Below are 25,203 nucleotides of genomic sequence, written 5' to 3' on the forward strand. Positions count from 1 at the left end.
CCCGTTACATGTAAAAATCCAGGTGGTGAACGTTCTCAGCATGAAGAAATTGAAAAGTACGAAAGTACGGGCGCTTTTATTGGTTATTGCTGTAGCTGTTTTTTTTCTCGTATTCACCGGCCGCATGGTGTATATCCAGGTAGGGAAATCAGTAGAGGGCAATGACCTTGCAAGTATGGCAGACTCAAGGTATACGTCGACTGAAACCGTTGAGGCAAAACGGGGCACTATTTACGATAAGCAGGGAGAGCCGCTGGCAGAACAGGTGCCTTCCTATTCTGTGTATGCAGTACTTGATGAATCCTACGATGACCATGTGAAAAACCCGGGCAGGGTAGCAAGAGAGCTTGGACCGCTGATCGGAATGGAAGCGGCAGACCTCGAGGACATGCTCGAACGTGACCAGTACCAGGTGGAACTCGGTTCCGGCAGCAAATACTTAACGCTGTCTGAAAGAGAAGAAATCGAACAGCTTGATCTGGCAGGCATCCATTTTCGAGAAGAGCCGAGCCGCTATTACCCGAACCAGACGTTTGCAAGCCATGTGCTTGGCTACACGAACCGGGACATGTCAGAAGCACAGATGGGACTCGAAGCCGGTTTGAATGAAGAATTAACTGGCGAAGACGGGACAAAAACAGAATCTGAAGAAAACGCTCTTCTTGATGAAGAAGAAACAACAACGAACACAGCCAAAGACGGTGAAGACGTTTATCTGACCCTGGACGGTAATATTCAGAGCGTGCTTGAGCAGTCGATGTCTGAGGTGGAAGAAAGCTACAGCCCGAACAAAATGACGGGTATTGTGGCTGACGCAGACAGCGGGGAAATTCTCGGGATGAGCAACCGGCCGAGCTTCAATCCGAATGAATATGAAGAAATTGAAAACTATACCAACTATGCGGTTTCCGACCAGTTTGAACCCGGGTCGACGATTAAAATGTTTACTCTGGCTGCTGCGATCGACGAAGGAGTATATGAAGGCAAAGATACTTATGAGTCCGGCACCTATGAGGTCTCCGGGGAAACGATCCGGGACCACAACAACGGAGAAGGCTGGGGAGAAATCACGTACAATGAAGGCCTCCGTCGTTCCTCAAACGTAGCATTTATGAGAATAGCTCTGGAAATCCTGCCGGAAGGAGCTTTATTTGATTACCTGGAGAAATTCGGGTTCGGACAGGAAACCGGTATTGATCTCCCGAATGAAGCGGACGGGGCGTTAGCAGAAGAAACGCCGTTAAACGTAGGTATAACCGCGTTTGGCCAGGCTTCCACGGTCACCCCTATTCAAATGATTCAGGGCGCTACGGCGATTGCCAATGACGGAGAAATGATGCAGCCTTACATCATCGACCGTATTGAAAATCCGAATAACAATGAAACGACGTACCAATCCGAGCCGAAGTCGGCCGGTACGCCGATTAGTAAGAAAGCCGCCCGCCAGACAAGAAAAAAGCTTCAAACCGTTATTGAAGGAGAAAACGGCACAGGTGCTCCTTATCAGATTGACGGTGTGGAAGTTGCAGGGAAAACAGGAACGGCTCAGATCTCTGACCCGGAGGGGGGAGGCTATCTGAGCGGAGAAAACCAGAATATCTTTTCTTTCATCGGCATGGCGCCGGTGGATGACCCGGAAATTATTGTCTACGTTGTCGTGGACCGGCCGGAGCTTGAGCCGACAGAAACAGGCTCCGATGCCGTGAGTGCTATTTTTAATCCGGTGATGCAGCAGAGCCTTTCATACATGAATCTTACGCCTTCAGATGTTGAGGATACAGAAGCCTATGAAGAGTCGGGTATTAAGTTTGAAGACTATACCGGAAAATCAGTGAATAAAGCTGAAAATGCCGCTAAGAATGCGGGGCTGGAGCCAGTGAGAATTGGCAGCGGCAATCAGGTGGAAAGTCAGATTCCTACAAATACGGAACGGCTGATCGTAGGTGAAAAAGTAATTTTCCTCACGAACGGACAAAAAAGTATTCCTGACGTCAGTGGATGGTCCCTGCGGGAAATCCAGCGGCTCGAGGCGCTGCTTGAAATCGATATAGACACCAGTGGCTCCGGCTATGTCAGCTCCCAGTCGGTAGATCCCGGCACAGCCGTCAGTGCTGCCGGCAATATGGAAGTCGAGCTGGTGGCACCGGACGAATTGCAGGAAACTCAGGCAGACCAGGAGGAACCGGAAGAAAATAGCGCGGAAAATGAAAATGGGGAAGAGCGTCCGGAAGAGGCCGAAACAGAGGAATCTGAACACCAGGAAAATGATACCCAGGAAAGCTCTGGCGAAGAGCAGCCAGAAGAAAGTGAAGCGCCGGTAGAAAATTAATGACGATTGTCCCATGACATGTTTTATCGTTCACATTAGAATGAGTGAGGTGTACGCAGAGAGTGAATATAGTTCTCTGCGTGCATGTTCATTAAAAGACAGCCGGGAAGGACGAAGCATATTTTTTCTATAATTAGTGGTAAACACTTGCTCCGGATAGAAAAGAGGCACGGAAATGAAATATATAACAGACATCATTCCAAGTATAATGGTGCGGCTTGAGCGCGAAGACAAAGAAATAGAAAGCTTACATATGGATTCCAGGGGAGTGACCCCAAATGGTCTGTTTTTTTGTATTGAAGGAACCCAGGTAGACGGCCATGATTTTGCCGCCGACGCAGTAAGCAACGGAGCGGCGGCTGTGATAGCCGAACGGCACGTGGACGTTGAAGCTCCTGTGTGGATCGTGAAGGATACGCAGAAGGTAATGGCCTACGCAGCGGATCATTTCTACGAACATCCCACAAAGGATGTTCGCATAATCGGTATTACCGGTACAAATGGTAAAACCACCACCAGCCATTTAGTTGAATCTATCCTGCACGAAGAGCAGGCAAAGACAGGCTTAATCGGCACTATGTATGCAAAAATCGGAAATGAATCCGTAAAGACTAATAACACAACGCCTGAATCCCTGGAGCTGCAGCAGCTGTTTGCGGATATGCGGGATAAAGAAGTGAAAAGCTGTGTGATGGAGGTTTCGTCTCACGCACTGCAGATGGGGCGCGTACGGGGCGTCCAGTTCCGTACAGCAGTCTTTACGAACCTTTCACAGGATCATCTGGACTATCATGGATCGATGGAAAGCTACAGGAACGCTAAAAGCCTCCTGTTTTCCCAGCTGGGCAACAGCTTTGCAGGAGAGCTGGGCACTGCGGTTTTAAATGGAGACGACGAAGCCTCCGATTACTTTCAGGCTGTAACGACAGCCCCGGTACTTACTTATGGGATCAGTGACCATAACGACATCTATGCTGAAAACATAAAAACCACCGGCGGCAAAACATCGTTTACGCTGAATACTCCGTGGGGAAGCACGGAGGTGGAGTATCCGCTGCTTGGAAGGTTCAATGTATACAATGCGCTCGCAGCGATTACGGCCTGCATTGCAGAAAACGTTTCTGTCACAAGCATCGTTGACGGTCTAAAAAATGCTCCGGTCGTAAGCGGGAGATTTGAAGCTGTAGAAGCAGGGCAGAAAAGCACCATTGTCGTTGATTACGCCCATACTCCAGGCGGGCTGGAAAATGTAGCTCAAACAGCCTTTGATATGACCGAAGGACGTCTCTACACCGTGGTAGGATGCGGCGGAGACAGAGACAAAGAAAAAAGGCCGAAAATGGCAGCTGCAGCAGAAAAGTTCAGTGATCTGGTGATTCTCACCTCCGACAACCCGCGCTCGGAAGACCCGGTCAAAATATTGGAGCAGATGGAAGCAGGTTTTACTGGGACAAAATACGAAATTATTGAGGACCGCCGGACGGCGATTGAGCGTGCCGTATTTCTTGCAGATGCCGGGGACACAGTACTTGTTGCAGGCAAAGGCCACGAGACGTACCAGATAATAGGGGATCAAACGTTGGAATTCGATGACCGCGAAGTGGCAAAAGAGGCGGTCAGGAAAAAAAATAATAAACAGGCTTAGTGTTTCATACTGAAAGGAGCTCCCTTGATGGGTTTTGCAGCTTTAATAGTAACGATAGTTTCATTTATTCTATGTGCGATTTCAGCACCGGTTCTTATTCCAGCCTTGAAACGGCTGAAATTTGGCCAGAGTATCCGGGAAACGGGGCCGGAATCGCATCAGAAAAAAGGCGGTACGCCAACAATGGGGGGCGTAATGATTATTGCCGGCCTTTTGATTACTGCTCTCATCGTACTGCCGCTTTTTGTCGGCTACACAACGGAAATATGGCTGCTCCTGCTTGTAACAGTAGGCTTCGGAATACTTGGGTTTTTGGACGATTTCATTAAAATTGCCATGAAACGAAATCTCGGTCTTACGAGTATCCAGAAGCTGATTGGTCAGATTGTTATTGCATTTATCTTTTTTATTGTTTTGTATAATGGCACATTTGACACGAGTGTAGCTGTGCCGGGAACGGAATGGTCACTCGAATTCGGATGGGCGTATTTCTTTCTTATCATTGTTATGCTCGTCGGCGCTTCCAATGCGGTGAATTTGACGGACGGCCTGGATGGACTGCTGGCCGGTACGGGAACAATGGCGTTTGCCGCTTATGCCCTGGTCGCTTTTTCGCTCGGGTATATGGACATCGGGCTGTTTGCTTTTGCGGTGGTGGGCAGCCTGCTCGGCTTTTTAATCTTCAATAAATACCCGGCCAAGATTTTCATGGGAGATACGGGCTCCCTGGCGCTCGGGGGCGCAATTGCTGCTGTAGCTATTTTAACGAAAACCGAACTGACGTTGATTGTGATTGGCCTCGTATTTGTTTTGGAGACGCTGAGCGTCATTATTCAGGTGATTTCTTACAAATTAAGAGGGAAAAAAGTATTTAAAATGAGCCCGGTTCATCACCATTTTGAACTGTCAGGCTGGTCGGAGTGGCAGGTCGTTGCTGCTTTTTGGGTGGTAGGAGCCGCCGCCGGACTGTCCGGGGTCGCATTAGAGGTGTTTTTATAATGGATCGCTTAGAAGAATATAAAGGAAAAAAAGTACTTATCGTAGGTTTGGCTAAAAGTGGATTAGCGGCAGCGAAGCTGATGCACCGTTCTGGAGCGGAGGTGACCGTGAATGACGGAACGGAAGCGGAAGAAGGAGACGAAAAGATTCAGGAGCTTGAGAATCTCGGCATTCGGCTGATTACAGGAAGCCATCCGGTCTCCCTGCTCGAAGAATCGTTTTCGGTCATTGTTAAAAATCCGGGTATTCCCTACCACCATCCTTTTATCAAAAAAGCCCTGGAAAAACAATTTAATATTATTACGGAAATTGAGCTTGCCGCAGAACTGTGTGAAGGGACGATGATGGCTATCACCGGCTCGAACGGTAAGACCACCACTACCTCATTGATACAGTCTATTTTCAAAAATGACCACAGAGAAGCCGCTGTAGCTGGTAATATTGGAAATGTGGCATGTGAAGTAGCTCCTCAGATTAAAAAAGACCAGATCATGGTTACAGAGGTTTCGAGCTTTCAGTTGAAAGGGACACGCCAGTTCCGCCCGAAGGTTGGGGTGCTGTTAAACCTCTTCGATGCCCATCTGGATTACCATGGCTCGCGGAACGACTACGAGCACTCAAAAGCAAAGCTTTTTCAAAACATGACCGCAGAAGATACTGCCGTCTACAATTATGATCAAAAAGAGGTAAAACGAATTGCTGAAAGCTCAGACGCCGCACTTGTGCCATTTTCCACAGAGTCTGTCTGCGAAGACGGCGCCTATATTAAGGAAGGCATGTTTTATTATAAAACAGAGCCGGTGATGGCTGTGGAGCGTGCTTCTCTTCCCGGAGCGCATAACAAGGAAAATATGCTGGCAGCGATTGCTGCAGCTAAAGTACTTGGCGCATCCAACAAAGCCATCGATTTGGCATTATCCGACTTCCACGGCATCGAGCACCGGCTTCAATTCAGCGGAATTGTGAACGGGCGCAAAATTTACAACGATTCAAAAGCGACAAACATGCTCTCCACCCAAAAGGCGATCGAAGCTTTTGAAGAGCCGGTGGTGCTTTTGGCCGGAGGACTTGACCGTGGAAACACCTTCGATGATTTGATTGAGTCTTTTCGGAAAATCAAAGCCATCGTTGCTTACGGCGAGACGCGGGACAAACTGGCGGCATCTGCTCAGGAAGCAGGGGTAAATGAAATCCACCGCACAGAATTTTTGGAAGATGCTGTAGATACAAGCTTTCAGCTTTCTGAAAGCGGGGATGTGCTGCTGCTCTCTCCTGCCTGTGCAAGCTGGGATCAGTTCCGGACGTTTGAAGAACGGGGCCGGAAGTTTATGGAATATGTAGAAAAGTATAAATGATACGGGGGCAGCTTTGCTCCACTCCTGAAGCTACCTTTAAAAGGTGGTTTCAGGAATGGATCGAATGATGCATTCTTTAAAAAGAAGTATACAAAAACAAACAAAAAATGTAATGGAATCCAGGGAGCCTGAAATAAACAATTGAATAAACAGGAGGGGATCGTATGGGACAAGAGGCGGAATCAGCATGGAACTTCGAAGACTTTGGCAAAGTACTGAAAGATGAACCACTGGCGAAGCATACGACTTGGAAAATCGGTGGGCCGGCGGACTGGCTGGTGGAGCCGACAAGTGTGGAAGAACTGGAAAACGCCATGAAATGGATTCAGGAGGAAAACCTTCCATGGCGTGCCATCGGCCGTGGATCAAATCTGCTGGTGGATGATGAGGGGATTGAAGGCGTAGTAATAAAATTTGGCACGAAGCTTGCCAATATGGAAAACGATAACGGTATAGTCACGGTGGAAGCGGGCTATCCATTAGTCCGGCTCGCTACGATTTTAAGCCGGGACGGATACGGAGGCATGGAGTTTGCCGGGGGCATTCCGGGGAGTGTCGGTGGAGCAGTATTTATGAATGCAGGTGCCCACGGCTCTGACATGTCAAAGGTGTTGATAGAAGCGTTAATTTTATTTCCGGATGGAACAATGGAATGGATTCCTAATGAAGAAATGGGATTTGCCTACCGCACCTCCAGGCTCCAGTCGGATAAAGGGATATGTGTTGCTGCCAGGCTCAAGCTTGAGCAGGGGGAAAAAGACGTCATTTTTAAAGAAATGCAGGAATACAAACAGTACAGAAGAGAGACGCAGCCCTGGGCGCACCCCTGTGCCGGCAGCGTGTTCCGGAATCCTCTGCCTGACCATGCCGGTGAGCTTATAGAAAACCTCGGGTTAAAAGGTCACGTGATCGGCGGGGCGCAGATATCAGAGCTTCATGCAAACTTTATTGTTAACACAGGGGAAGCCAAAGCATCTGATGTGCTGGCATTAATTGAAAAAGCCCGTTCCTCCGTGAAAGAAGCTTACGGCATTGAGCTTGAAACCGAAGTGGAAATTGTAAACAAAAGATCAGCCGACAGCTGATAAGCGGGGAAACAGAGGAGGACTGCGGTGTGAGAAAGCCGAATGATGGCAAACTGGTCTCGCTCGAAGAGCATCACCCCAGTTTAAAGGAGCAGCGCCGGCAAAAATCGCGGCGCCGGCTGTTTATCTATCTGGCTGTATTTTTTGTATTGATCGGACTGGTTATCTATTTTCAATCTCCGTTAAGTCATATCCGCAGTATTGAAGCGAGCGGAGCCCAATTCACAGAAAAACAGGTTATTAAAGAAGAAAGCGGGGCCCAGATCGGAACAAATATCTGGGAAATGGACAGAAGCGTGATTAAAAATAATGTAGAGAAGCTGCCGGAAATTCAAGAAGCAGAGGTGACGAGGTCGTGGCCGGCGACGGTAAACATTGAGGTTACTGAGTATGAAAAAGTTGCTTATACGCAGGTTGAAGGCGCTTATGCCCCGGTGCTTGAGAACGGCTACGAGCTTACAGATAACGTAAGCAGCGAACTTCCGGCAGATGCGCCGCTTCTGCAGAATTTTGAGAAAGAAGAAAGACTTGAAGCGTTCGCAGAGGAACTTGGTAATTTAGGTGAAGGGGTGACCAACCGGATTTCAGAAGTATATTTCGATCCTTCTGAAAATGAGGAGGATAATATCACTCTTTATATGAACGACGGTCTTGAGGTCCGCAGTTCTGTATCTGGATTCTCGGAGTATATGGGCTCGTATCCATCCATTGCAAGAAATATTGATCCCAGCCAAAACGGGGTGCTTTATATGATGAGGGCGCCTTATTTTGAAGCAGCAGAGCCGGAGGAAGGCTCTGGGGAAGAAATGGAAGGCACGCAGGAAATGCCTGAGGAAAGCTTCATTGAAGGAAATGATACTCCTGAAGGGGCAGAAAACGGAACTTCTGATACAGAAGAAAACGATAGCGCCAATGGAACTGACCAATAAAAGAATGAATATTGTTTGAAAATTGCCTTTTCCATTGAAGATAGTTGTTGTAGACTGAAAAGAAGGCGTATTTTTCTTAACCTAAACAAAAATACTGCCGCATATTATTAATGGAAGCGCAACCGGAAAAATTCTGGTGCGTATGGAAATATAAAGCGCAAAACAACTGTAAAACCGAAACGAAAATAGATCTATAAGGGGGTGCCCAACCTTGAACAGTGAAAATTTGTATGTCAGTCTTGATGTCGGCACATCGTCTGTCCGAGCGATTATCGGAGATATGAGCGGTGGTGCCTTGAAAATTATCGGAGTCGGCCGGGCGCCGTCTATCGGCATGAGAAAAGGTGCGATCGTCGATATCGATGAAACGGTTAAAGCGATTAAAGAGGCCGTGGACCAGGCGGAACGAATGGTTGATTTAGAAGTAAAGCAGGTCATTGTAGGAATTAATGGTAATCAGGTGGAAATGCGGGCGTGTAATGGAATAGTGGCCGTATCAAGCACCGATCGTGAAATTCAGGATGAGGATGTAGAAAGAGTAATCGATGCGGCACATGTGATGAGTATTCCTCCCGACAGAGAAATTATTGATATTATTCCAGCCCAGTTTATTGTAGACGGAATGGATGGAATTAAAGATCCGCGCGGCATGCTCGGTACCCGTCTGGAGATGGAAGGCACTATTATTACAGGAGCTAAAACCGCTTTACATAACCTACTACGCTGTGTGGAGCGAGCAGGACTGGAAATTGCAGACATTGTTCTTCAGCCGTTGGCTTCAGGGAGTGTAGCTGTTTCAAAGGACGAGCGTTCTCTTGGAGTAGCCTTAATTGATATTGGCGGCGGCTCGACGACGGTCTCTGTATTCCAGGAAGGCCAGCTGCAGACAATGTCCTTTCTTCCGATTGGCGGCAGCCATATATCAAATGATATTTCTGTCGGTATCAGAACGACCGCTGAAGAGGCCGAGCGCCTGAAGCTTGAGCATGGTCATGCCTTTATTGATGATGCTTCTGATGATTTGTCATTTTCCATTCAGACGCTTGGAAATAATGATCAGAAAAAATTCACGCAGCTCGAACTGGCAGAAATTATTGAACCGAGAATGGAAGAGATTCTTACATTAGTGCAGCAGGAAATCAACCGCATGGGTTATCATGATCTTCCGGGCGGGTATGTATTAACCGGAGGTGCGGTCATGATGCCGGGGACGCTCGAGCTTGCCCAGGACATTTGGAAGCAGCACGTCCGTCTTGCAATGCCGGACTACATCGGCGTACGTGAACCTACGTATACAGCCAGTATCGGCTTGATTGAATTTGCATATAAAAGCATGAAGGTTCATAGTGGAGAGGAGTCCGTTGTAGCAGCGGGCCGCTCTGAGAAGTATGCAGAATCAGACCGCCCGGCTTCAGCAGGAGAAGCTAATTACCGTAATGGTTCAAACACGCGCCAGCAAAACCGGACGAAAGAAAAAGATCCGGAGGAGCCTGGATTTAAAGAGCGTATGCGAAGCGTATTTAAATCTTTCTTTGAATAAGTAACGAAGGATAAAACGACTATATAGGAGGACCACATATGTTGGAATTTGAAATGGATATGGACCAGCTAGCCCAGATTAAAGTCATCGGTGTCGGCGGTGGCGGTTCGAACGCTGTGAACCGTATGATTGAGAACGGTTTACAGGGAGTAGAATTTATTGCGGTAAACACAGACGCCCAGGCGCTGAAATTATCAGAAGCAGAAACAAAGCTTCAATTAGGCGGAAAGCTGACAAGAGGCCTGGGGGCTGGAGCGAACCCCGAAATTGGTAAAAAAGCTGCAGAAGAAAGCAAAGAGCAGCTCGAAGAAGCGCTGACCGGTGCTGATATGGTATTTATTACAGCCGGTATGGGCGGCGGCACAGGCACAGGTGCTGCTCCCGTTATTGCTGAAGTAGCCAAAGAAATTGGGGCACTTACCGTAGGCGTCGTTACACGCCCGTTTACATTTGAAGGTAAAAAGCGTGCGGTGCAGTCCTCCAACGGAATTTCTTCTTTAAAGGAAAAAGTGGATACGCTGATTGTTATTCCAAACGACCGTCTGCTTGAAATTGTGGATAAAAGCACACCGATGCTTGAAGCGTTCCGTGAAGCGGATAATGTTCTTCGCCAGGGCGTCCAGGGCATTAGTGACCTGATCGCGGTACCAGGGCTTATTAACCTTGACTTTGCCGACGTAAAAACGATCATGAGCGAAAAAGGATCTGCGTTGATGGGTATTGGTATATCCACCGGAGAAAACCGTGCTGTGGAAGCGGCGAAAAAAGCCATATCAAGTCCGCTTCTTGAAACGTCCGTGGAGGGCGCTCAGGGCGTGCTGATGAACATTACCGGCGGATCCAACCTGAGCCTGTTTGAAGTGCACGAAGCAGCTGAGATCGTATCTGAAGCGTCGGACACGGATGTTAATATGATCTTTGGCTCGGTTATTAACGAGAACCTGAAAGACGAAATCGTAGTTACAGTAATTGCTACAGGGTTTCAGGATAGTGAGGATCAGCGGAGTGCGCAGGGGACGCGCGGCGGAGGCCGCCAGACTGTTTCCCGTCAGCAGCCGACAAGACAGCAGGCGCCGCAGCAGCCACAGCAGCCTGCGCCTCAGCAGGATTGGAAGGAAGAGCCTGTATCTGAAAACGAACCGTCCAGAGATGGACAGGAAGAAGATGAAGGACTCGATATTCCAACGTTCCTGCGCAACCGGCGCCGTCGTTAAGCGCGGGCAGGCGATAGAAGAAAAAAGCGGGCCGGATACGGCCCGCTTTTCTTCGCTAAGGCTGAGGTAATCTATATGAAGCCGTATAATTGATCAATAAGCAGAAGGGTCGTGATGGCATGCAGCCTGAGCCGTTTCACCTTTTAACAAACGGCATTCTCGAGCTGGAAATGAACAGCAAAGCAGTGGCCGCCGGCTTTACCACAAGAGTAAACGGTTCGGGAAAGCCTCCCTACGAGAGTCGTAACACAGCTTTTCATGTAGGGGAAGACAGGAATATAACGATAAACAACCGTATGATCACTGCCGAACATATCGGGCGGCCCCTTTCTACCTGGACTGCTGAAGAACAGGTGCACGGCAGCCGTATCGTAGAAGTCGGCCGCAATGACGCCGGCAAAGGAAGTGAGCAGAGGGAAACCTCTGTGGCAGAAGCTGACGGCATGATTACCCAATCAAAGGAAGTAACGCTTGTCAGTTTTTATGCTGACTGCGTTCCTCTGTTCTTTTATGCAGAAAACTCCGGGGTTGCAGGGCTAGCCCACGCAGGATGGAAAGGCACTGCAGCTGGCATCGGAGCTGGAATGATCCGGGCTTTTGCAGATAAAGGCATCCCGCCTGAACAAATATATGCGGCTATTGGACCGGCTATATCCGGAGCTAATTATGAAGTGGATGAAACAGTTCTCTCAGCGCTTAAGAATCAACAGGATTTTTCCAGCGGAAAGCCGTGGGTCCAAAAGGCAAACGGGCGGTACGCGCTTGATTTAAAAACAGCCAACAAACTCCTGCTTGAACAGGCAGGCCTGCCGCCTGAACGTATTGCTGTCAGCGGTTACTGTACTTATTCTGAAGAAAAACTGTTTTTCTCCCACCGTCGTGAGAACGGGAAAACTGGACGAATGATGAGTTATATCTATATTATATAGACAGGGAGGATGCTGCACTTTGAACACGGTGGAATCCAACTGGAAAGTGATAAAGCGTAACATCAGCCTCGCCTGCGAAACATCCGGCCGGGACCCGGAGGATGTGACATGCATTGCTGTTACAAAGTACGTGTCTCCGGAGCGGGCGGTAGAGGCAGTAGAAGCTGGAATAACCAATTTGGGGGAAAACCGTGTGGAAGGAGCTCTTGAAAAATACGAAGCTGTTTCCGGACGGGCGGATATTCATTTTATCGGCACCCTGCAGTCAAAAAAAGCGAAAAAGATTATCGGCAAGTGTGCATACATTCATTCGCTGGACCGCTGGAGCCTGGCAGAGGAAATCAATAAACGCTCTGGGGAAACAGTCACCGAATGCTTTGTGCAGGTGAATGTCTCCGGGGAAGAGAGCAAAGCAGGGCTTGGGCTTCAGGAAGTGGAGCCGTTTATCGAATCACTGGTGAAACTTCCCGGCCTTCGGATCGTAGGATTAATGACACTCGCTCCATTTGAAGAGGACGCTGAAAAAACCCGCCCGGTTTTTCGGCAGATGAATGAGATGCGCAGGCGTATCCAGGAAAAAAACTGGGCGCATGCTCCCTGCGGTTATTTGTCCATGGGAATGTCCAACGATTATATGGTAGCTGTTGAGGAAGGCGCTACTCATATTCGTCTCGGTACTTCGCTTGTAGGTGAATAAAAGAATCCGGCGTTAAGTAACAAAACAGCTGGTATCTCTGTGTAAAAAGGAGAGGAGAAGATGAGTTTGCGTTCGAAGTTCCGGCGTTTTTTTGAAATGGACGACGATGTGGTCGAACAGGAGGTTCCTCTTTCTGAAGAAGAACAATATGCCCAGTATGAAAACAGGCAGGGGGCAGCGCCGAGCAACGTGGTGAGCCTGCAGAGTGTACAGAAGTCCTCGAAGGTGATGCTTTTAGAGCCGCGCAGCTACGAAGAAGTGCAGGATATCGCCGATCACCTGTGCAGCCGGAAAGCAGTGATCATTAATCTGCAGCGGGTGCCAAAGGAGCAGGGGCGGCGTATCGTTGATTTTTTAAGCGGTACTGTCTATGCCATCGGCGGGGACATTCAGAAGGTTGGCAGCCACATCTTTTTCTGCGCACCTGACAATGTGGATATTTCTGGAGCTATTACAGATATTATGTCCGAACGGGATGAACATTATTAGACAGAAAGGAGAGAGATTATGCAGCTTATAGGTTCTTTGCTGATTAGTTTAATCAGTATTTACCGGATTGTGTTAATTGTATATATTTTCATGTCCTGGTTCCCGAACGCGAGAGAATCTACGATCGGCCAGTTTATCGGTTCGATTTGTGAACCGTATTTGGAGCCGTTCCGCCGATTTATTCCGCCGCTCGGCCCGCTTGATATTTCGCCGATTGTGGCAATCATCGTACTCTTTTTTGCAGAATCCGGCATCCGGGCGCTGTTTTTCAATGCCGGGGCGTTGTTCTAATTGAGGTGAATACAACATGAATATGCTCGAACACTTCCGGCCGGAAGAAAGAGCCTGGGTGGAACAGGCATCAGACTGGAAAGAAGCAGTGGAAACAAACTTCGAAAGACGGCTGACCGATTTTCTTGATCCGCGGGAGCGGGATATTTTAGCGTCAGTCATCGGAAAAGATGAAACTGTCCATTATGCTTTTGCCGGGGGAAACGATGATGCTGAGCGAAAGCGGGCGCTGATTTATCCGTTTTACGAACAGCCGGAGCAGGAGGATTTTCAGCTGATATTGTTTGAAATATCCTATCCGCAGAAATTCGCTTCTCTTGAACACAAGGATGTTCTCGGGGCCCTGATGGGCATCGGGTTAAAACGGGAGAAGTTCGGTGATATTCTAGAAGGGGAAGGATGCTTTCAATTCGTAGCAGCTGCCGAAGTCCGCAGCTATATTGAGCTGAACCTTCCCAAAATCGCCAACGTTTCCGTAACGCCGGTGGAAAAACCGTTTTCCGCTATGCTGCCGATAGAAGAGCAGTGGGTGGAACGCGAAACGACGGTTTCTTCGCTTCGGCTTGATACATTTATGGCAGAAGCATACCGGCTTTCAAGAAGCAAAACGCTCCCATTCATAGAAAAAGCGAAGGTGCGCGTGAACTGGAAAAAGGTCGACCAGTCCTCCTATATGCTGCGCCCCGGGGATTATGTTTCGGTACGCGGGCTTGGCCGCTCCAAATTGATGGAGGTGCTCGGACGCACGAAAAAAGATAAGCAGCGGATTGTGTACGGAATTAAAGAGCAGAAAAGAAAGAAATAACTTTTTTCTTTTGAAGGAAGGAACTGCCTTTTTCGCCGCGAATGCAGTAAAAGGCAGCAGGCTTTCGGGCCGGTATACATACTTGAATTGTAGAAAGGGTGAAAGACTTTGCCTTTAACACCACTGGATATTCATAATAAGGAATTCACAAGAGGTTTCCGGGGATACGACGAAGATGAAGTAAATGATTTTTTAAAGCAGCTCATTAAGGATTTTGAAGATGTGATTCGTGAACGTGACGAGCTGTATGACCGTACAAAAGAGCTCGAAGACCGGATTAATCATTTCTCAAGCATTGAAGAAACGCTGAACAAGTCGATTTATGTAGCCCAGGAATCGGCAGAAGAAGTGCGGAAAAATGCCGAGAAGGAAGGGCAGCTGACGGTGAAGGAAGCAGAGAAAAATGCGGACCGGATTATCAACGATGCCCTGAACAAATCCCGCCGGATCGAGCTTGAAATTGAAGAATTGAAAAAGCAGGCTTCTGTTTACCAGACCAAATTTAAAATGCTGCTCGAAGCCCAGATGGAAATGCTTCATTCGGATGAATGGCTGAATCTTTCCGAGGAAGAACCGGCTGAGGCGGACGTTTATGCAGGCGACGGCGAACGTCTTGACTAACACCAGCAACTAGATTATACTTTTGCATTATCATATTCGATAAACGTTGAAGGGGAGCAGGCAGTAATGTACCGGTCTCAGCGATCTGCGGTTGGTGTAAGCGCAGAACCAGGGCATTTTTGTTATCACCCCGGAGTTCCTTAACTGAACAAAGCAGTAAGTTAAGGCGGCTTTGAAAAAGCCGTTATTGCCAATGAAGAGACAAGCAGGGAGCCGTATAGCCTCCTGCGCTCATCAGGGTGGTACCGCGAGTCATTCTCGCCCCTATGCACAGGGGCTCCGAATGGCTCTTTTTGTTGTAAGAAAAAAAGGAGGATGCGGAAATGAGTTACAAAGAATCGCTGTTAATGCCAAAAACCAAATTTCCAATGCGCGGCAATCTGCCAAATAAAGAACCGGAACGCCAGAAAATGTGGAACGAGCAGGACATCTATGAGCAGGTGCAGGCCCGTACGGAGGGCCGCCCGCTGTTTGTGCTGCACGATGGACCTCCCTATGCCAACGGTGACATCCATATGGGGCACGCTCTGAATAAAGTACTCAAGGACTTTATCGTCCGCTATAAATCAATGACAGGCTACCATGCGCCGTACGTGCCGGGCTGGGATGTTCACGGGCTTCCGATAGAAACGGCGCTTTCGAAAAACAAAAAAGTCGACCGGAAAAAAATGACGACAGCTGAGTTCCGTGCCGCGTGTGAAGAATATGCGGAAAAACAAATTGACCGGCAGCGGGAGCAGTTTAAACGTCTCGGAGTAAGAGGCGATTGGGAGAACCCATATGTGACGATGCATCATGAATACGAAGCTCAGCAGATCCAAGTATTCGGCGAAATGGCCAAGCGCGGCCATATTTATAAAGGCAAAAAACCGGTCTACTGGTCGCCATCCTCGGAATCGGCCCTGGCAGAAGCAGAGATCGAATACCACGATATGCGCTCTCCGTCGATTTACGTGTCGTTTGCGGTTAAAGACGGCAAGGACGTTCTCGAGGGCGATGAAAAATTTATCATCTGGACGACGACTCCGTGGACGATCCCGGCAAACCTGGCGATCACTGTTCATCCAGAGCTTGACTACGTCGTCGTGAAGGCGAATGGAGAAAAGTATGTCGTAGCCGAAGGACTGCTCGAGGAGCTTGAACAAAAGCTTGAGTGGGACGGCTATGAGATTACAAAGCGCATGAAGGGCAGCGATCTGGAATACGTCATGGCCGAGCACCCTATTTACGGCCGGGATTCCCTCGTCATTCTCGGCGATCACGTAACGCTCGATGCAGGTACCGGCTGCGTGCACACAGCTCCGGGCCACGGGGAGGAAGACTTTGTGGTAGGACAGCAGTACGGTCTGGAAACACTTTGTCCCGTCGACGATAAAGGAGTATTTACCGACGAAGCCCCGGGCTTTGAAGGACTGTTTTACGATAAGGCGAATAAAGCGATTACGGATAACCTCGATCAGCTCGGGGCGCTTTTGCAGCTGAACTTCTTCAGCCACTCTTATCCGCATGACTGGAGAACGAAAAAGCCGGTGATTTACCGGGCGACTGACCAGTGGTTTGCATCGATCGAAAACATCCGGGGCGAGCTTTTAGACGAAATCAGCCAGGTGACATGGACTCCGGCATGGGGAGAAACGCGACTGTACAACATGGTGCGTGACCGGGGCGACTGGTGTATTTCAAGACAGCGTGCCTGGGGCGTGCCAATTCCGGTCTTTTATGCTGAGGACGGCGAAGCGCTTATTAACGATGAGACCATCCAGCACGTAGCCGAGCTGTTCCGCAGCCATGGCTCCAACGTATGGTTTGAGTGGGAGACAGCCGATCTGCTGCCGGAAGGCTTTACGTCGGAACACAGTCCAAACGGCATTTTTACAAGAGAAATGGATATTATGGACGTTTGGTTCGACAGCGGCTCGTCCCATCAGTCAGTGCTTGAGGCATCTCCGCTTCTGCAGCGTCCGGCTGATATGTATCTTGAAGGCTCCGATCAGTACCGCGGCTGGTTTAACTCTTCTCTTACAACAAGTGTTGCGGTTACCGGAAAAGCGCCGTACCGTTCCGTACTGAGCCACGGCTTTACGATGGACGGAGAAGGCAAAAAAATGAGCAAATCGCTTGGTAATACGATTTCGCCAAACGACATCACAAAGCAGCTCGGCGCAGATATTCTAAGGCTCTGGGTGTCGAGCGTCGATTATCAGGCGGACCACCGGCTGTCGGACAACATTTTAAAGCAGATTGCTGAAGCGTACCGCAAGATCCGTAACACGTTCCGGTTCATGCTCGGAAACCTGAGCGATTTTGATCCGGATAAGCACCGGGTTGAGCCGTCGGACTGGAGCGAGCTTGATCAGTATATGCATCTGCGCCTGCAGGATTTGGTTGCAAAAATCCGTGCCGGCTATGAAGAATACCAGTTTGTGAACGTTTATCAAACGTTCCACAACTTCTGCACCGTGGATCTGAGCTCATTTTATCTTGATATCGCCAAGGACACGCTCTACGTCGAGCATGAAGACGATGTCCGCCGCCGGGCTGTGCAGACGGTGCTGTATGACACGTTAATAGCTCTTGTACAGATGATCGCACCGATCATTCCGCATACGGCCGAAGAGGTATGGGAATTCATCCCTCAAGCAGAAGCTGACAGCGTACAGCTGACGGATATGCCGCAGGCGGACCGTTCGACAGAGGATGAAGAGCTCCGCAGGAAGTGGGATCGTCTCATGGATGTCCGGGACGATGTATTAAAGGCCCTTGAGACAGCGAGAGGAGAAAAAGTGATTGGCAAGTCGCTTGAAGCCTCGGTAGATATCTACGCAGACGGGGAAGTAAAGGATATGCTGCAGAGCGTAACCCGTTTAAAAACGCTATTTATTGTTTCGAAGGCAGAAATTGCCGGTTCAGCGTCAGAGGCCCCGGCGGAAGCAGCGAAGCTCGACGAAGTAAGCGTTGTTGTAGGAGCAGCGGAAGGTGAACGCTGCGAACGCTGCTGGGAAGTGACCGAAACGGTGGGAGAAGACCCGGCATATCCGGATCTCTGCAGCCGCTGTGCCTCGGTCATGCATCAAAAAGAGAACGTCAGTCAGTCATAGCATGTGAGGAGCCCCTTTTTAGCAGGGGCTCTTTTTTTATGGAACGTAAAGCCCGGAAGGATCGACCCGGGCGCTGTTCGCACCGGCGAATATATGCTAAAATGCTAAGGATGGAACGCATACCGCAAGAGAGGATGAAAGAGTCCGTATGAAAATCATTAAGTGGCATTACCTGCTGGCTGCGCTGATTATTATTTTCGATCAGGTAACCAAATACATAGTAGCTGCCTCCATGCGCATTGGAGAAAGCATTGAAGTGATCCCGTCTTTTTTATATCTGACCTCTCACCGGAACGCAGGAGCGGCCTTTGGTATACTGCAGGGGCAGCGCTGGTTTTTCTTAATTATTACGATCGTCGTGATAGCAGTAGTGGTGTATTACATGCAGCAGTATGGTACGCTCTCATTTACTTTTGGCATCCCGCTGGCCCTCGTTCTTGGAGGAGCTGTTGGAAATTTCATTGACCGTATGCTTTTTGGTGAAGTTGTAGATTTTGTTGATGTCTACCTGTTCGCTTATAATTACCCTATTTTCAACGTTGCAGATGCTGCCCTGACAGTAGGTGTAATCTGGTTGATTATCGGTATGTTTTTAGATGAAAGATCACGAAAGAAGGAAGAAGCATATGAATCCACGAATTATTGACGAAGAAGAACAGGGAACAAGAATCGACCGTTTGATGACAGACGAATTGGAAGAGTCGCGTTCAGTCATTCAGCAATGGGTGAAAGAGGGATGGGTCACAGTCAACGGCGGCCGTGTGAAAAATAATTACAAGCTGCAGGCCGGCGACCGGATCGACGTCACTGTACCTGAAGAAAATCATGAAGAAATGACGCCGGAAGAGATCGATCTTGACATACGCTATGAGGATGACGATGTGGTGGTGATTTACAAACCGAGGGGGATGGTTGTGCATCCGGCACCGGGGCACACCCGCGGAACATTGATGAACGGGCTGCTGCACCGTTATCCGGCATGGCAGGACCACCCCGAAGCCCGGGCAGGGCTGATTCACCGCCTGGATAAGGATACGTCCGGCCTCCTTATAGCAGCCAAGCATCCTGAGGCTTACGAGCAGTTATCCGCTCAGATGAAGGAGCGGAAAATAGAGCGGAAATATAAAGCAATTGTGCACGGAGAGGTGCCGCACGAAACAGGGAAAATTGATATGCCGATCGGCCGTGATCCCCATGACCGTCAGAAAATGGCGGCGGTGCGCGAAAACTCGAAGCCGGCAGTGACTCACTTTCAGGTGCTCCAATGGTGGCACAAATACACATTTGTGGAGTGTGAGCTTGAAACCGGACGGATGCACCAGATCCGTGTGCATTTTGCCGAGATCGGCCATCCGGTGGCCGCTGATCCGAAGTACGGACGCCGAAAGACTCTTTCTCTTCCGGGGCAGGCGTTGCATGCGTACCGGCTCCGCTTTGAGCATCCTGTAAGCGGAAAGTGGATTGAATTGGAGGCGGAGCTGCCGGAGGAGATGCAGGCTGCTATTGATGAACTTAACAAAACTAGTTGACCGCACAATAAAAGACTGTCATACTACGTAATAACGAAAAAAACGAATGCCTTTTTAACACAGTCCCGTGAGGCTGAGAAGAGGTGGTGACTGAGCGCAGAAGTACCCAGGGCGGCGTATGTGTAATACCCGGCCTGCGGAGGAATGTGCCCGGATCCGCAAGCTCTCATCCTTACGGGATGGGGGCTTTTTTTATGAAGTAAAGGAGGATGGTGCAGATGGAACGGGTGCTTTTGGATGAACAGGCAATCCGGAGAGCTCTGACGAGGGTATCGCACGAAATTATTGAACGAAACAAAGGCGTGGAAGACTGTATCCTGGTTGGAATCAAAACGCGGGGCATTTACATTGCCAACAGGCTAGCGGAAAGTATCGAACGGATTGAAGGAAACGCGATTCCTATTGGCGAAGTGGACATTACGATGTACCGCGATGATTTATCCCACAACAATAACAGCCAGGAGCCGGAGCTGCACGGGGCTGTGCTTCCCGGAGAGATTACCGGAAAGACAGTGATTCTGGTGGACGATGTGTTATATACCGGCCGGACCGTGCGTGCAGCCATGGACGCCATGATGGACAGCGGCCGTCCGGCACAAATTCAGCTGGCAGTGCTCGTGGACCGTGGGCACCGGGAGCTTCCCGTTCGACCGGACTACATCGGCAAAAACGTACCGACCTCCCGGGAAGAAATTATCGCTGTCAACATGGCAGAAGAAGACGGCGAAGACCAGGTGAGTATCCATTCTGCGTAAAAAGATTTCTCTTTAATTTGAACCAGTGAGTTCAAAAAGGGACGAGACGAAAGCGTTTCTTCCCTCCATGCCAATATTAATGGAGGTTTATCATGAAAAATAACGAAGATATCCATATCCAGACCCGCCCGGCCCCGGCTACGTGGCTGATTCTGAGCCTGCAGCACCTGTTCGCCATGTTCGGGTCAACAATACTCGTGCCGGCGCTTACAGGACTCAGCCCAGCCGTAGCTCTTGTATCCAGCGGTCTTGGAACACTTGCCTATCTGGCAATCACCAAAGGACAGATACCGGCTTATCTCGGCTCGTCATTCGCATTTATTTTCCCAATCATTGCCGCTTTATCCATTGGCGGCCCGGGCGGCGTTATGCTCGGCTCGCTAGCTGCAGGGCTTGTTTACGGCATTACAGCGCTGGTTATCCGAAAAGCCGGTGTAGGCTGGCTGATGAACATTCTGCCGCCGGTAGTAGTCGGCCCGGTCATTATGGTCATCGGCCTCGGCCTTGCGACGACAGCAATCGAAATGTCGATGAACTACAACGCAGACACCGGAAACTACAATGAACCGATGCGCCATATGAGCGTAGCCGCCGTAACACTTGCAATTGTCATTGTCGCTTCAGTATTCTTCCGGGGATTTTTCCGCATCATTCCCGTGCTGTTTGGCATTATAGGCGGCTACTTGACGGCGCTTGCTGCCGGAATGGTAAATACAGGCGCCATCGGAGAGGCTGCCTGGATTCAGGTGCCGGATTTCTCCGTGCCGTTTGCTACGTACAGCCCGGATTGGAGCTGGAGCGTTATCGCGATCATGGCACCGATTGCGCTGGTGACCATTGCTGAACATATCGGCGACCAGCTCGTATTAAGCAAAGTAGCGGAAAAAAACTTCCTCAAGTCCCCGGGGCTTCATCGTTCCATCATGGGCGACGGGGTGGCAACCATGTTTGCCGCCGTGCTTGGGGGACCGCCGAACACGACCTACGGGGAAAATATCGGAGTGCTTGCCATCACCCGCGTATTCAGTGTGTACGTGATCGGCGGGGCCGCCGTGCTTGCCATCAGCTTTGGATTTATCGGAAAGGTGGAAGCCTTTATCGCAAGCATCCCCGGAGCCGTAATGGGAGGCGTTTCGATCCTGCTGTTTGGTATCATCGCCTCGAACGGCCTGCGAATGCTGATTGATAACAACATTGATCTCGGCATTAAGCGGAATCTGATTATCAGCTCCGTCATTCTGGTGACCGGGATCGGAGGAGCGTTCATCGAAATCGGGGAATACTTTGAAATATCAAGCATGGCGCTTGCTACCGTGATCGGGATGGTGCTGCACGCAGTGCTGCCGGGAAAGGAAGATTCCTACGGCAACCGGTCGATGTTTGAATCCGTAAGTACATCTACCTCAAAAAATAAGGCAGCTTGATCATCCTTTAAGGAAGTACAGAGAGACATCCAAGGTTGAACGGCATGAAAACACTTCCGTCAGCAGACTATCCTGCGCGGGGCGTTTCTTCATACCCGTACACCTGGAGTCTTTCCGACTCCGGGTTTTTTATATAGGATCGAGGCGCTTAAAAAGGAGCGGAAACGATGATGAATATGAAATCTTCAAAAACAGCAGCAGTCCAGCACGTGCTGACGATGGAGGAATGGGATGTGCGGCAGATCCATGAGCTGCTGGCGAGGGCGAATGCATTTGCAGACACGGAGAGGGAACGGAAAAGCCTTCCGTTGTACGCAGCGAACTTATTTTTTGAGCCCAGCACCCGGACCAAGCTAAGCTTTGAAGCGGCCGAACAGAACCTCGGTCTCGGAATTCTTCACTTCGATGCTGCCACCTCAAGCGTAAAAAAGGGAGAGAGTCTGTACGATACGGTGCGCACAATCGAAAGCATTGGGGCTGACGTGGTCGTTATCCGTCACGAGCAGGAACGGTACTTTGATGAACTGCGGGACTCTATCAGCATCCCCATTATTAATGGAGGGGACGGCTGTGGGCACCACCCGACCCAGTCGTTTCTGGATTTAATGACGATTCAGCAGGAATTTGGACGGTTTGCCGGCGTGAAGGTTGTCATTGCCGGCGATATCCGGCACAGCCGGGTTGCCCGTTCAAACGTGGAGGTATTGGAGCGTCTTGGAGCGAAGGTATATGTATCGGGACCAAAAGAATGGATGGATGAAGCCATGAGCAGCCGCTTTATACCAATGGATGAAGCGGTGGAGGTGGCGGACGTTATGATGATGCTCCGCATTCAGCATGAACGGCATACGGTCCAGCTGATAGCCGGACCGAACGATTATCATGAAGCATACGGGCTCACCATAGAGCGTGCGCAGCGCATGAACAATAAAAGCATTATTATGCACCCGGCCCCGATCAACCGGGGAGTGGAGATCGCGGACGAGCTCGTGGAGGGCGGCCGCTCAAGAATATTCAAGCAGATGACAAACGGTGTTTTTATCCGGATGGCTGTGCTTGACCATGTATTAAGACAGGCTAAAGGAGGAGATTGGAAATGAACGGATGGATTATCAATGCGCAGGTGTTCATCTCCGGGGAAACCATCGAACCACAGGATGTACTGATTGAAAATGGGCGTATCCAGGAAATCGGCAGGGCGCCGGAGGAGGCTGAAGTAGTACTCGATGCGAAAGGAAGGCTGCTAAGTCCGGGCCTGGTTGACGTGCATGTGCATCTTCGTGAGCCGGGAGGCGAGCACAAAGAAACGATTTATTCAGGTACAAAGGCGGCAGCGAAAGGCGGATTCACTACCGTTTGCCCAATGCCGAACACGTACCCGGTGCCAGACTCCGCAGGAAAGCTTGATCTGCTGTATGAGCGTATCGAAGCCACGGCTGTGGTACGTGTCCTTCCCTACGCCTCCATCACAGAAAAACAGCAGGGGGCCGAACGTACGAACATGAAAGCTCTGAAAGAGCATGGGGCCTTTGCTTTTACAGATGACGGAGTGGGTGTGCAGGATGCCTCTGTCATGTACGAAGCCATGCAGGACGCCGCAGCGCTCGATATGCCGGTGGTGGCGCACTGTGAAGAAAATACACTCGTGTACGGCGGCAGCGTGCACGCCGGGAGGTTTGCGGAAAAAAACGGACTCAAGGGCATACCGGCGGTAGCTGAATCTGTTCATATCGCCCGTGACATTTTGCTTGCTGAAGCGGCCGGCTGCCACTATCACGTATGTCACGTGAGCACGAAGGAATCTGTGCGGCTGATCCGCGATGCAAAACGTGCCGGCATCCATGTAACAGCCGAAGTCACACCACATCATCTGCTGCTAAGTGAAGACGACATTCCGGAGGTGGATACGAACTATAAAATGAACCCGCCTCTTCGCTCCCGCGGCGACCGGCAGGCGCTGCTTGAAGCCTGGCTCGACGGGACCATTGATTTTATAGCGACCGACCACGCCCCTCACGCTGCAGAAGAAAAGGCACGGCCGATAAGCGAAGCTCCGTTTGGCATTACAGGGTTTGAAACGGCCTTTCCGCTTTTATATAACGAACTGGTATTAAACGAAGTATGTACTCTGGAATATCTGCTCGCATCAATGACAGGGCGTCCGGCCAGAGTGTTCGGACTCGCTGCCGGCACGCTTGCCGCAGGTGCTGCTGCAAACCTGACGCTCATAGACCTGGAGCACGAGGAAACGGTCGATCCTGCTCAATTTGTGTCAAAAGGAAAAAACACGCCATTTACCGGCTGGAAGCTGAAGGGCTGGCCAGTTCTCACGATCGTAGACGGGAAGACAGTGTATGAAAAGGAAGAGGTGCAGCAATGAAGCGGAAATTAATACTGGAAAATGGAGCAGTTTTTCACGGAGAAGGCATTGGAAGCGAACGGGAAACTGTAGGGGAAGTCGTATTTAACACTGGAATGACCGGTTATCAGGAAATTTTATCCGACCCGTCCTACTGCGATCAGCTGGTGACACTGACGTACCCGCTGATCGGCAACTACGGTATTAACCGGGATGACTTCGAAACGATGCATCCCTCTGCCGGCGGACTGATCGTCAAGGAAGCAGCTTCGCACCCGAGTAATTTCCGAAGCATCGGCACGCTCAGCGAATGGCTTTACGAAAAGGATATTCCCGGCCTGTGCGGCATTGATACACGCCGCCTGACGAAAATGATCCGGACCGTCGGTACACTGCGCGGCAGACTGTGCGCAGAAGAAGCGGAAGAAGAGGAAATCGTCCGGGAGCTGCAGCAGTGGATTGATCCCCGGGATCAGGTGTCCCGGGTCAGTACGAAAAATGCCTATCATGCACCCGGCAACGGCAAACGGGTGGTTCTGATGGATTACGGGGCTAAACACGGCATCACCCGGAATCTGCTCAGCCGCGGCTGCGATGTGTTTGTGCTCCCATACAACGCCACGGCGAAAGAAGTGCTTGCCCTGAACCCGGACGGAGTAATGCTCAGTAACGGCCCCGGAGATCCTGAAGACGTGCCGGAGGCCGTGGAGACGCTCCGTAACCTGATCGGGGAAGTACCGGTGTTTGGGATATGTCTCGGACATCAGCTGCTGAGTCTCGCCTGCGGGGCCACCTCGTCCAAGCTTAAATTCGGCCACCGCGGAGGCAACCATCCGGTCAAGCAGGTAAAAACCGGGCGGGTGGATATAACTTCCCAGAACCATGGCTATACGGTGGACCGGGATTCGCTGATGGGAACGGACCTGATCCTGACGCATGTCAACGTCAACGATGGCACAGTTGAAGGCGTCGAACACCGGGAATATCCGGCATTCAGCGTTCAGTACCATCCGGAAGCATGCCCGGGACCGAGCGATGCCAACGACCTGTTCGACCAGTTTGTCCGTCTAATGAACCGTTACGAAAAAGTACCTACTCGAATGTAAAAGG

General features: G+C 50.1%; 22 protein-coding genes and 1 other annotated feature. All 22 genes read left to right on the forward strand.

The genetic code is table 11. The features are described 5' to 3' along the window. Positions 1–40: 40 nt before the first annotated feature. The 22 genes from ACTRXH_RS01975 (at position 41) to ACTRXH_RS02080 (ending at position 25,199) form a co-directional block, all read left to right on the forward strand. Positions 41–2,329, forward strand: coding sequence for a penicillin-binding protein (locus tag ACTRXH_RS01975; RefSeq protein ID WP_474280348.1), 2,289 nt, complete (start codon positions 41–43; stop codon positions 2,327–2,329). A gap of 175 nt (positions 2,330–2,504) precedes the next feature. Continuing rightward, positions 2,505–3,974 (forward strand): UDP-N-acetylmuramoyl-L-alanyl-D-glutamate--2,6-diaminopimelate ligase, encoded by a 1,470-nt coding sequence (locus ACTRXH_RS01980; protein ID WP_474260376.1) that lies wholly within the window; start codon positions 2,505–2,507, stop codon positions 3,972–3,974. Between the two features lie 27 nt (positions 3,975–4,001). Beyond that, entirely contained in the window at positions 4,002–4,973 is a 972-nt protein-coding gene (mraY, locus tag ACTRXH_RS01985; protein ID WP_474260378.1) for a phospho-N-acetylmuramoyl-pentapeptide-transferase, read from the forward strand. Beyond that, on the forward strand, positions 4,973–6,328 hold the full coding sequence (murD, locus tag ACTRXH_RS01990; protein ID WP_474280350.1) for a UDP-N-acetylmuramoyl-L-alanine--D-glutamate ligase: 1,356 nt from the start codon (positions 4,973–4,975) through the stop codon (positions 6,326–6,328). Before mraY ends, murD begins: the two co-directional genes overlap by 1 nt. 164 nt (positions 6,329–6,492) lie before the next feature. Beyond that, positions 6,493–7,413 (forward strand): UDP-N-acetylmuramate dehydrogenase, encoded by a 921-nt coding sequence (gene murB / locus ACTRXH_RS01995; protein WP_474277248.1) that lies wholly within the window; start codon positions 6,493–6,495, stop codon positions 7,411–7,413. A 29-nt stretch (positions 7,414–7,442) separates the two neighbouring features. Next, positions 7,443–8,342 (forward strand): cell division protein FtsQ/DivIB, encoded by a 900-nt coding sequence (locus ACTRXH_RS02000; RefSeq protein ID WP_474260384.1) that lies wholly within the window; start codon positions 7,443–7,445, stop codon positions 8,340–8,342. 211 nt (positions 8,343–8,553) lie between these two features. After that, a complete protein-coding gene (ftsA, locus tag ACTRXH_RS02005; protein WP_322524604.1) occupies positions 8,554–9,882 on the forward strand; it encodes a cell division protein FtsA in 1,329 nt (442 codons plus the stop codon). 38 nt (positions 9,883–9,920) lie between these two features. Continuing rightward, complete coding sequence (gene ftsZ / locus ACTRXH_RS02010) at positions 9,921–11,096, forward strand: cell division protein FtsZ (protein ID WP_091610216.1); 1,176 nt, start codon at positions 9,921–9,923, stop codon at positions 11,094–11,096. Between the two features lie 89 nt (positions 11,097–11,185). Further along, on the forward strand, positions 11,186–12,025 hold the full coding sequence (pgeF, locus tag ACTRXH_RS02015) for a peptidoglycan editing factor PgeF (protein WP_474280352.1): 840 nt from the start codon (positions 11,186–11,188) through the stop codon (positions 12,023–12,025). 19 nt (positions 12,026–12,044) lie between these two features. Continuing rightward, on the forward strand, positions 12,045–12,722 hold the full coding sequence (locus ACTRXH_RS02020; protein WP_474260388.1) for a YggS family pyridoxal phosphate-dependent enzyme: 678 nt from the start codon (positions 12,045–12,047) through the stop codon (positions 12,720–12,722). A 60-nt stretch (positions 12,723–12,782) separates the two neighbouring features. Then, entirely contained in the window at positions 12,783–13,211 is a 429-nt protein-coding gene (locus ACTRXH_RS02025; protein WP_474260390.1) for a cell division protein SepF, read from the forward strand. Between the two features lie 18 nt (positions 13,212–13,229). Next, positions 13,230–13,502, forward strand: a complete 273-nt coding sequence (locus ACTRXH_RS02030) for a YggT family protein (RefSeq protein ID WP_022792702.1) — start codon at positions 13,230–13,232, stop codon at positions 13,500–13,502. Positions 13,503–13,518: 16 nt separating this feature from the next. Further along, positions 13,519–14,307: a YlmH family RNA-binding protein gene (locus ACTRXH_RS02035; protein WP_322524610.1), complete on the forward strand. Its 789-nt coding sequence runs from the start codon at positions 13,519–13,521 to the stop codon at positions 14,305–14,307. Between the two features lie 108 nt (positions 14,308–14,415). Beyond that, complete coding sequence (locus tag ACTRXH_RS02040; RefSeq protein ID WP_474260392.1) at positions 14,416–14,928, forward strand: DivIVA domain-containing protein; 513 nt, start codon at positions 14,416–14,418, stop codon at positions 14,926–14,928. 37 nt (positions 14,929–14,965) lie between these two features. Continuing rightward, positions 14,966–15,197: a binding site (T-box leader), on the forward strand. Between the two features lie 54 nt (positions 15,198–15,251). Further along, complete coding sequence (gene ileS, locus ACTRXH_RS02045) at positions 15,252–18,026, forward strand: isoleucine--tRNA ligase (RefSeq protein WP_474280354.1); 2,775 nt, start codon at positions 15,252–15,254, stop codon at positions 18,024–18,026. A 148-nt stretch (positions 18,027–18,174) separates the two neighbouring features. Then, positions 18,175–18,672: a signal peptidase II gene (gene lspA / locus ACTRXH_RS02050; RefSeq protein ID WP_474280356.1), complete on the forward strand. Its 498-nt coding sequence runs from the start codon at positions 18,175–18,177 to the stop codon at positions 18,670–18,672. Continuing rightward, the gene (locus ACTRXH_RS02055) at positions 18,653–19,555 is read left to right on the forward strand and encodes an RluA family pseudouridine synthase (protein ID WP_474280358.1); all 903 of its coding nucleotides are present in this window, start codon (positions 18,653–18,655) and stop codon (positions 19,553–19,555) included. Before lspA ends, ACTRXH_RS02055 begins: the two co-directional genes overlap by 20 nt. A gap of 218 nt (positions 19,556–19,773) precedes the next feature. Next, positions 19,774–20,310, forward strand: coding sequence for a bifunctional pyr operon transcriptional regulator/uracil phosphoribosyltransferase PyrR (gene pyrR, locus ACTRXH_RS02060; RefSeq protein ID WP_022792708.1), 537 nt, complete (start codon positions 19,774–19,776; stop codon positions 20,308–20,310). A 92-nt stretch (positions 20,311–20,402) separates the two neighbouring features. Further along, the gene (locus ACTRXH_RS02065) at positions 20,403–21,734 is read left to right on the forward strand and encodes a solute carrier family 23 protein (protein WP_474280360.1); all 1,332 of its coding nucleotides are present in this window, start codon (positions 20,403–20,405) and stop codon (positions 21,732–21,734) included. Between the two features lie 176 nt (positions 21,735–21,910). Then, complete coding sequence (locus tag ACTRXH_RS02070) at positions 21,911–22,834, forward strand: aspartate carbamoyltransferase catalytic subunit (protein ID WP_474260826.1); 924 nt, start codon at positions 21,911–21,913, stop codon at positions 22,832–22,834. Then, positions 22,831–24,114, forward strand: a complete 1,284-nt coding sequence (locus tag ACTRXH_RS02075) for a dihydroorotase (protein ID WP_474280362.1) — start codon at positions 22,831–22,833, stop codon at positions 24,112–24,114. The genes ACTRXH_RS02070 and ACTRXH_RS02075 overlap by 4 nt, the downstream gene beginning before the upstream one ends. Continuing rightward, positions 24,111–25,199, forward strand: coding sequence for a carbamoyl phosphate synthase small subunit (locus ACTRXH_RS02080; RefSeq protein WP_474280364.1), 1,089 nt, complete (start codon positions 24,111–24,113; stop codon positions 25,197–25,199). The genes ACTRXH_RS02075 and ACTRXH_RS02080 overlap by 4 nt, the downstream gene beginning before the upstream one ends. Positions 25,200–25,203 lie beyond the last annotated feature (4 nt).

Source organism: Marinococcus sp. LNHM5E3-2.1 (assembly GCF_056034365.1).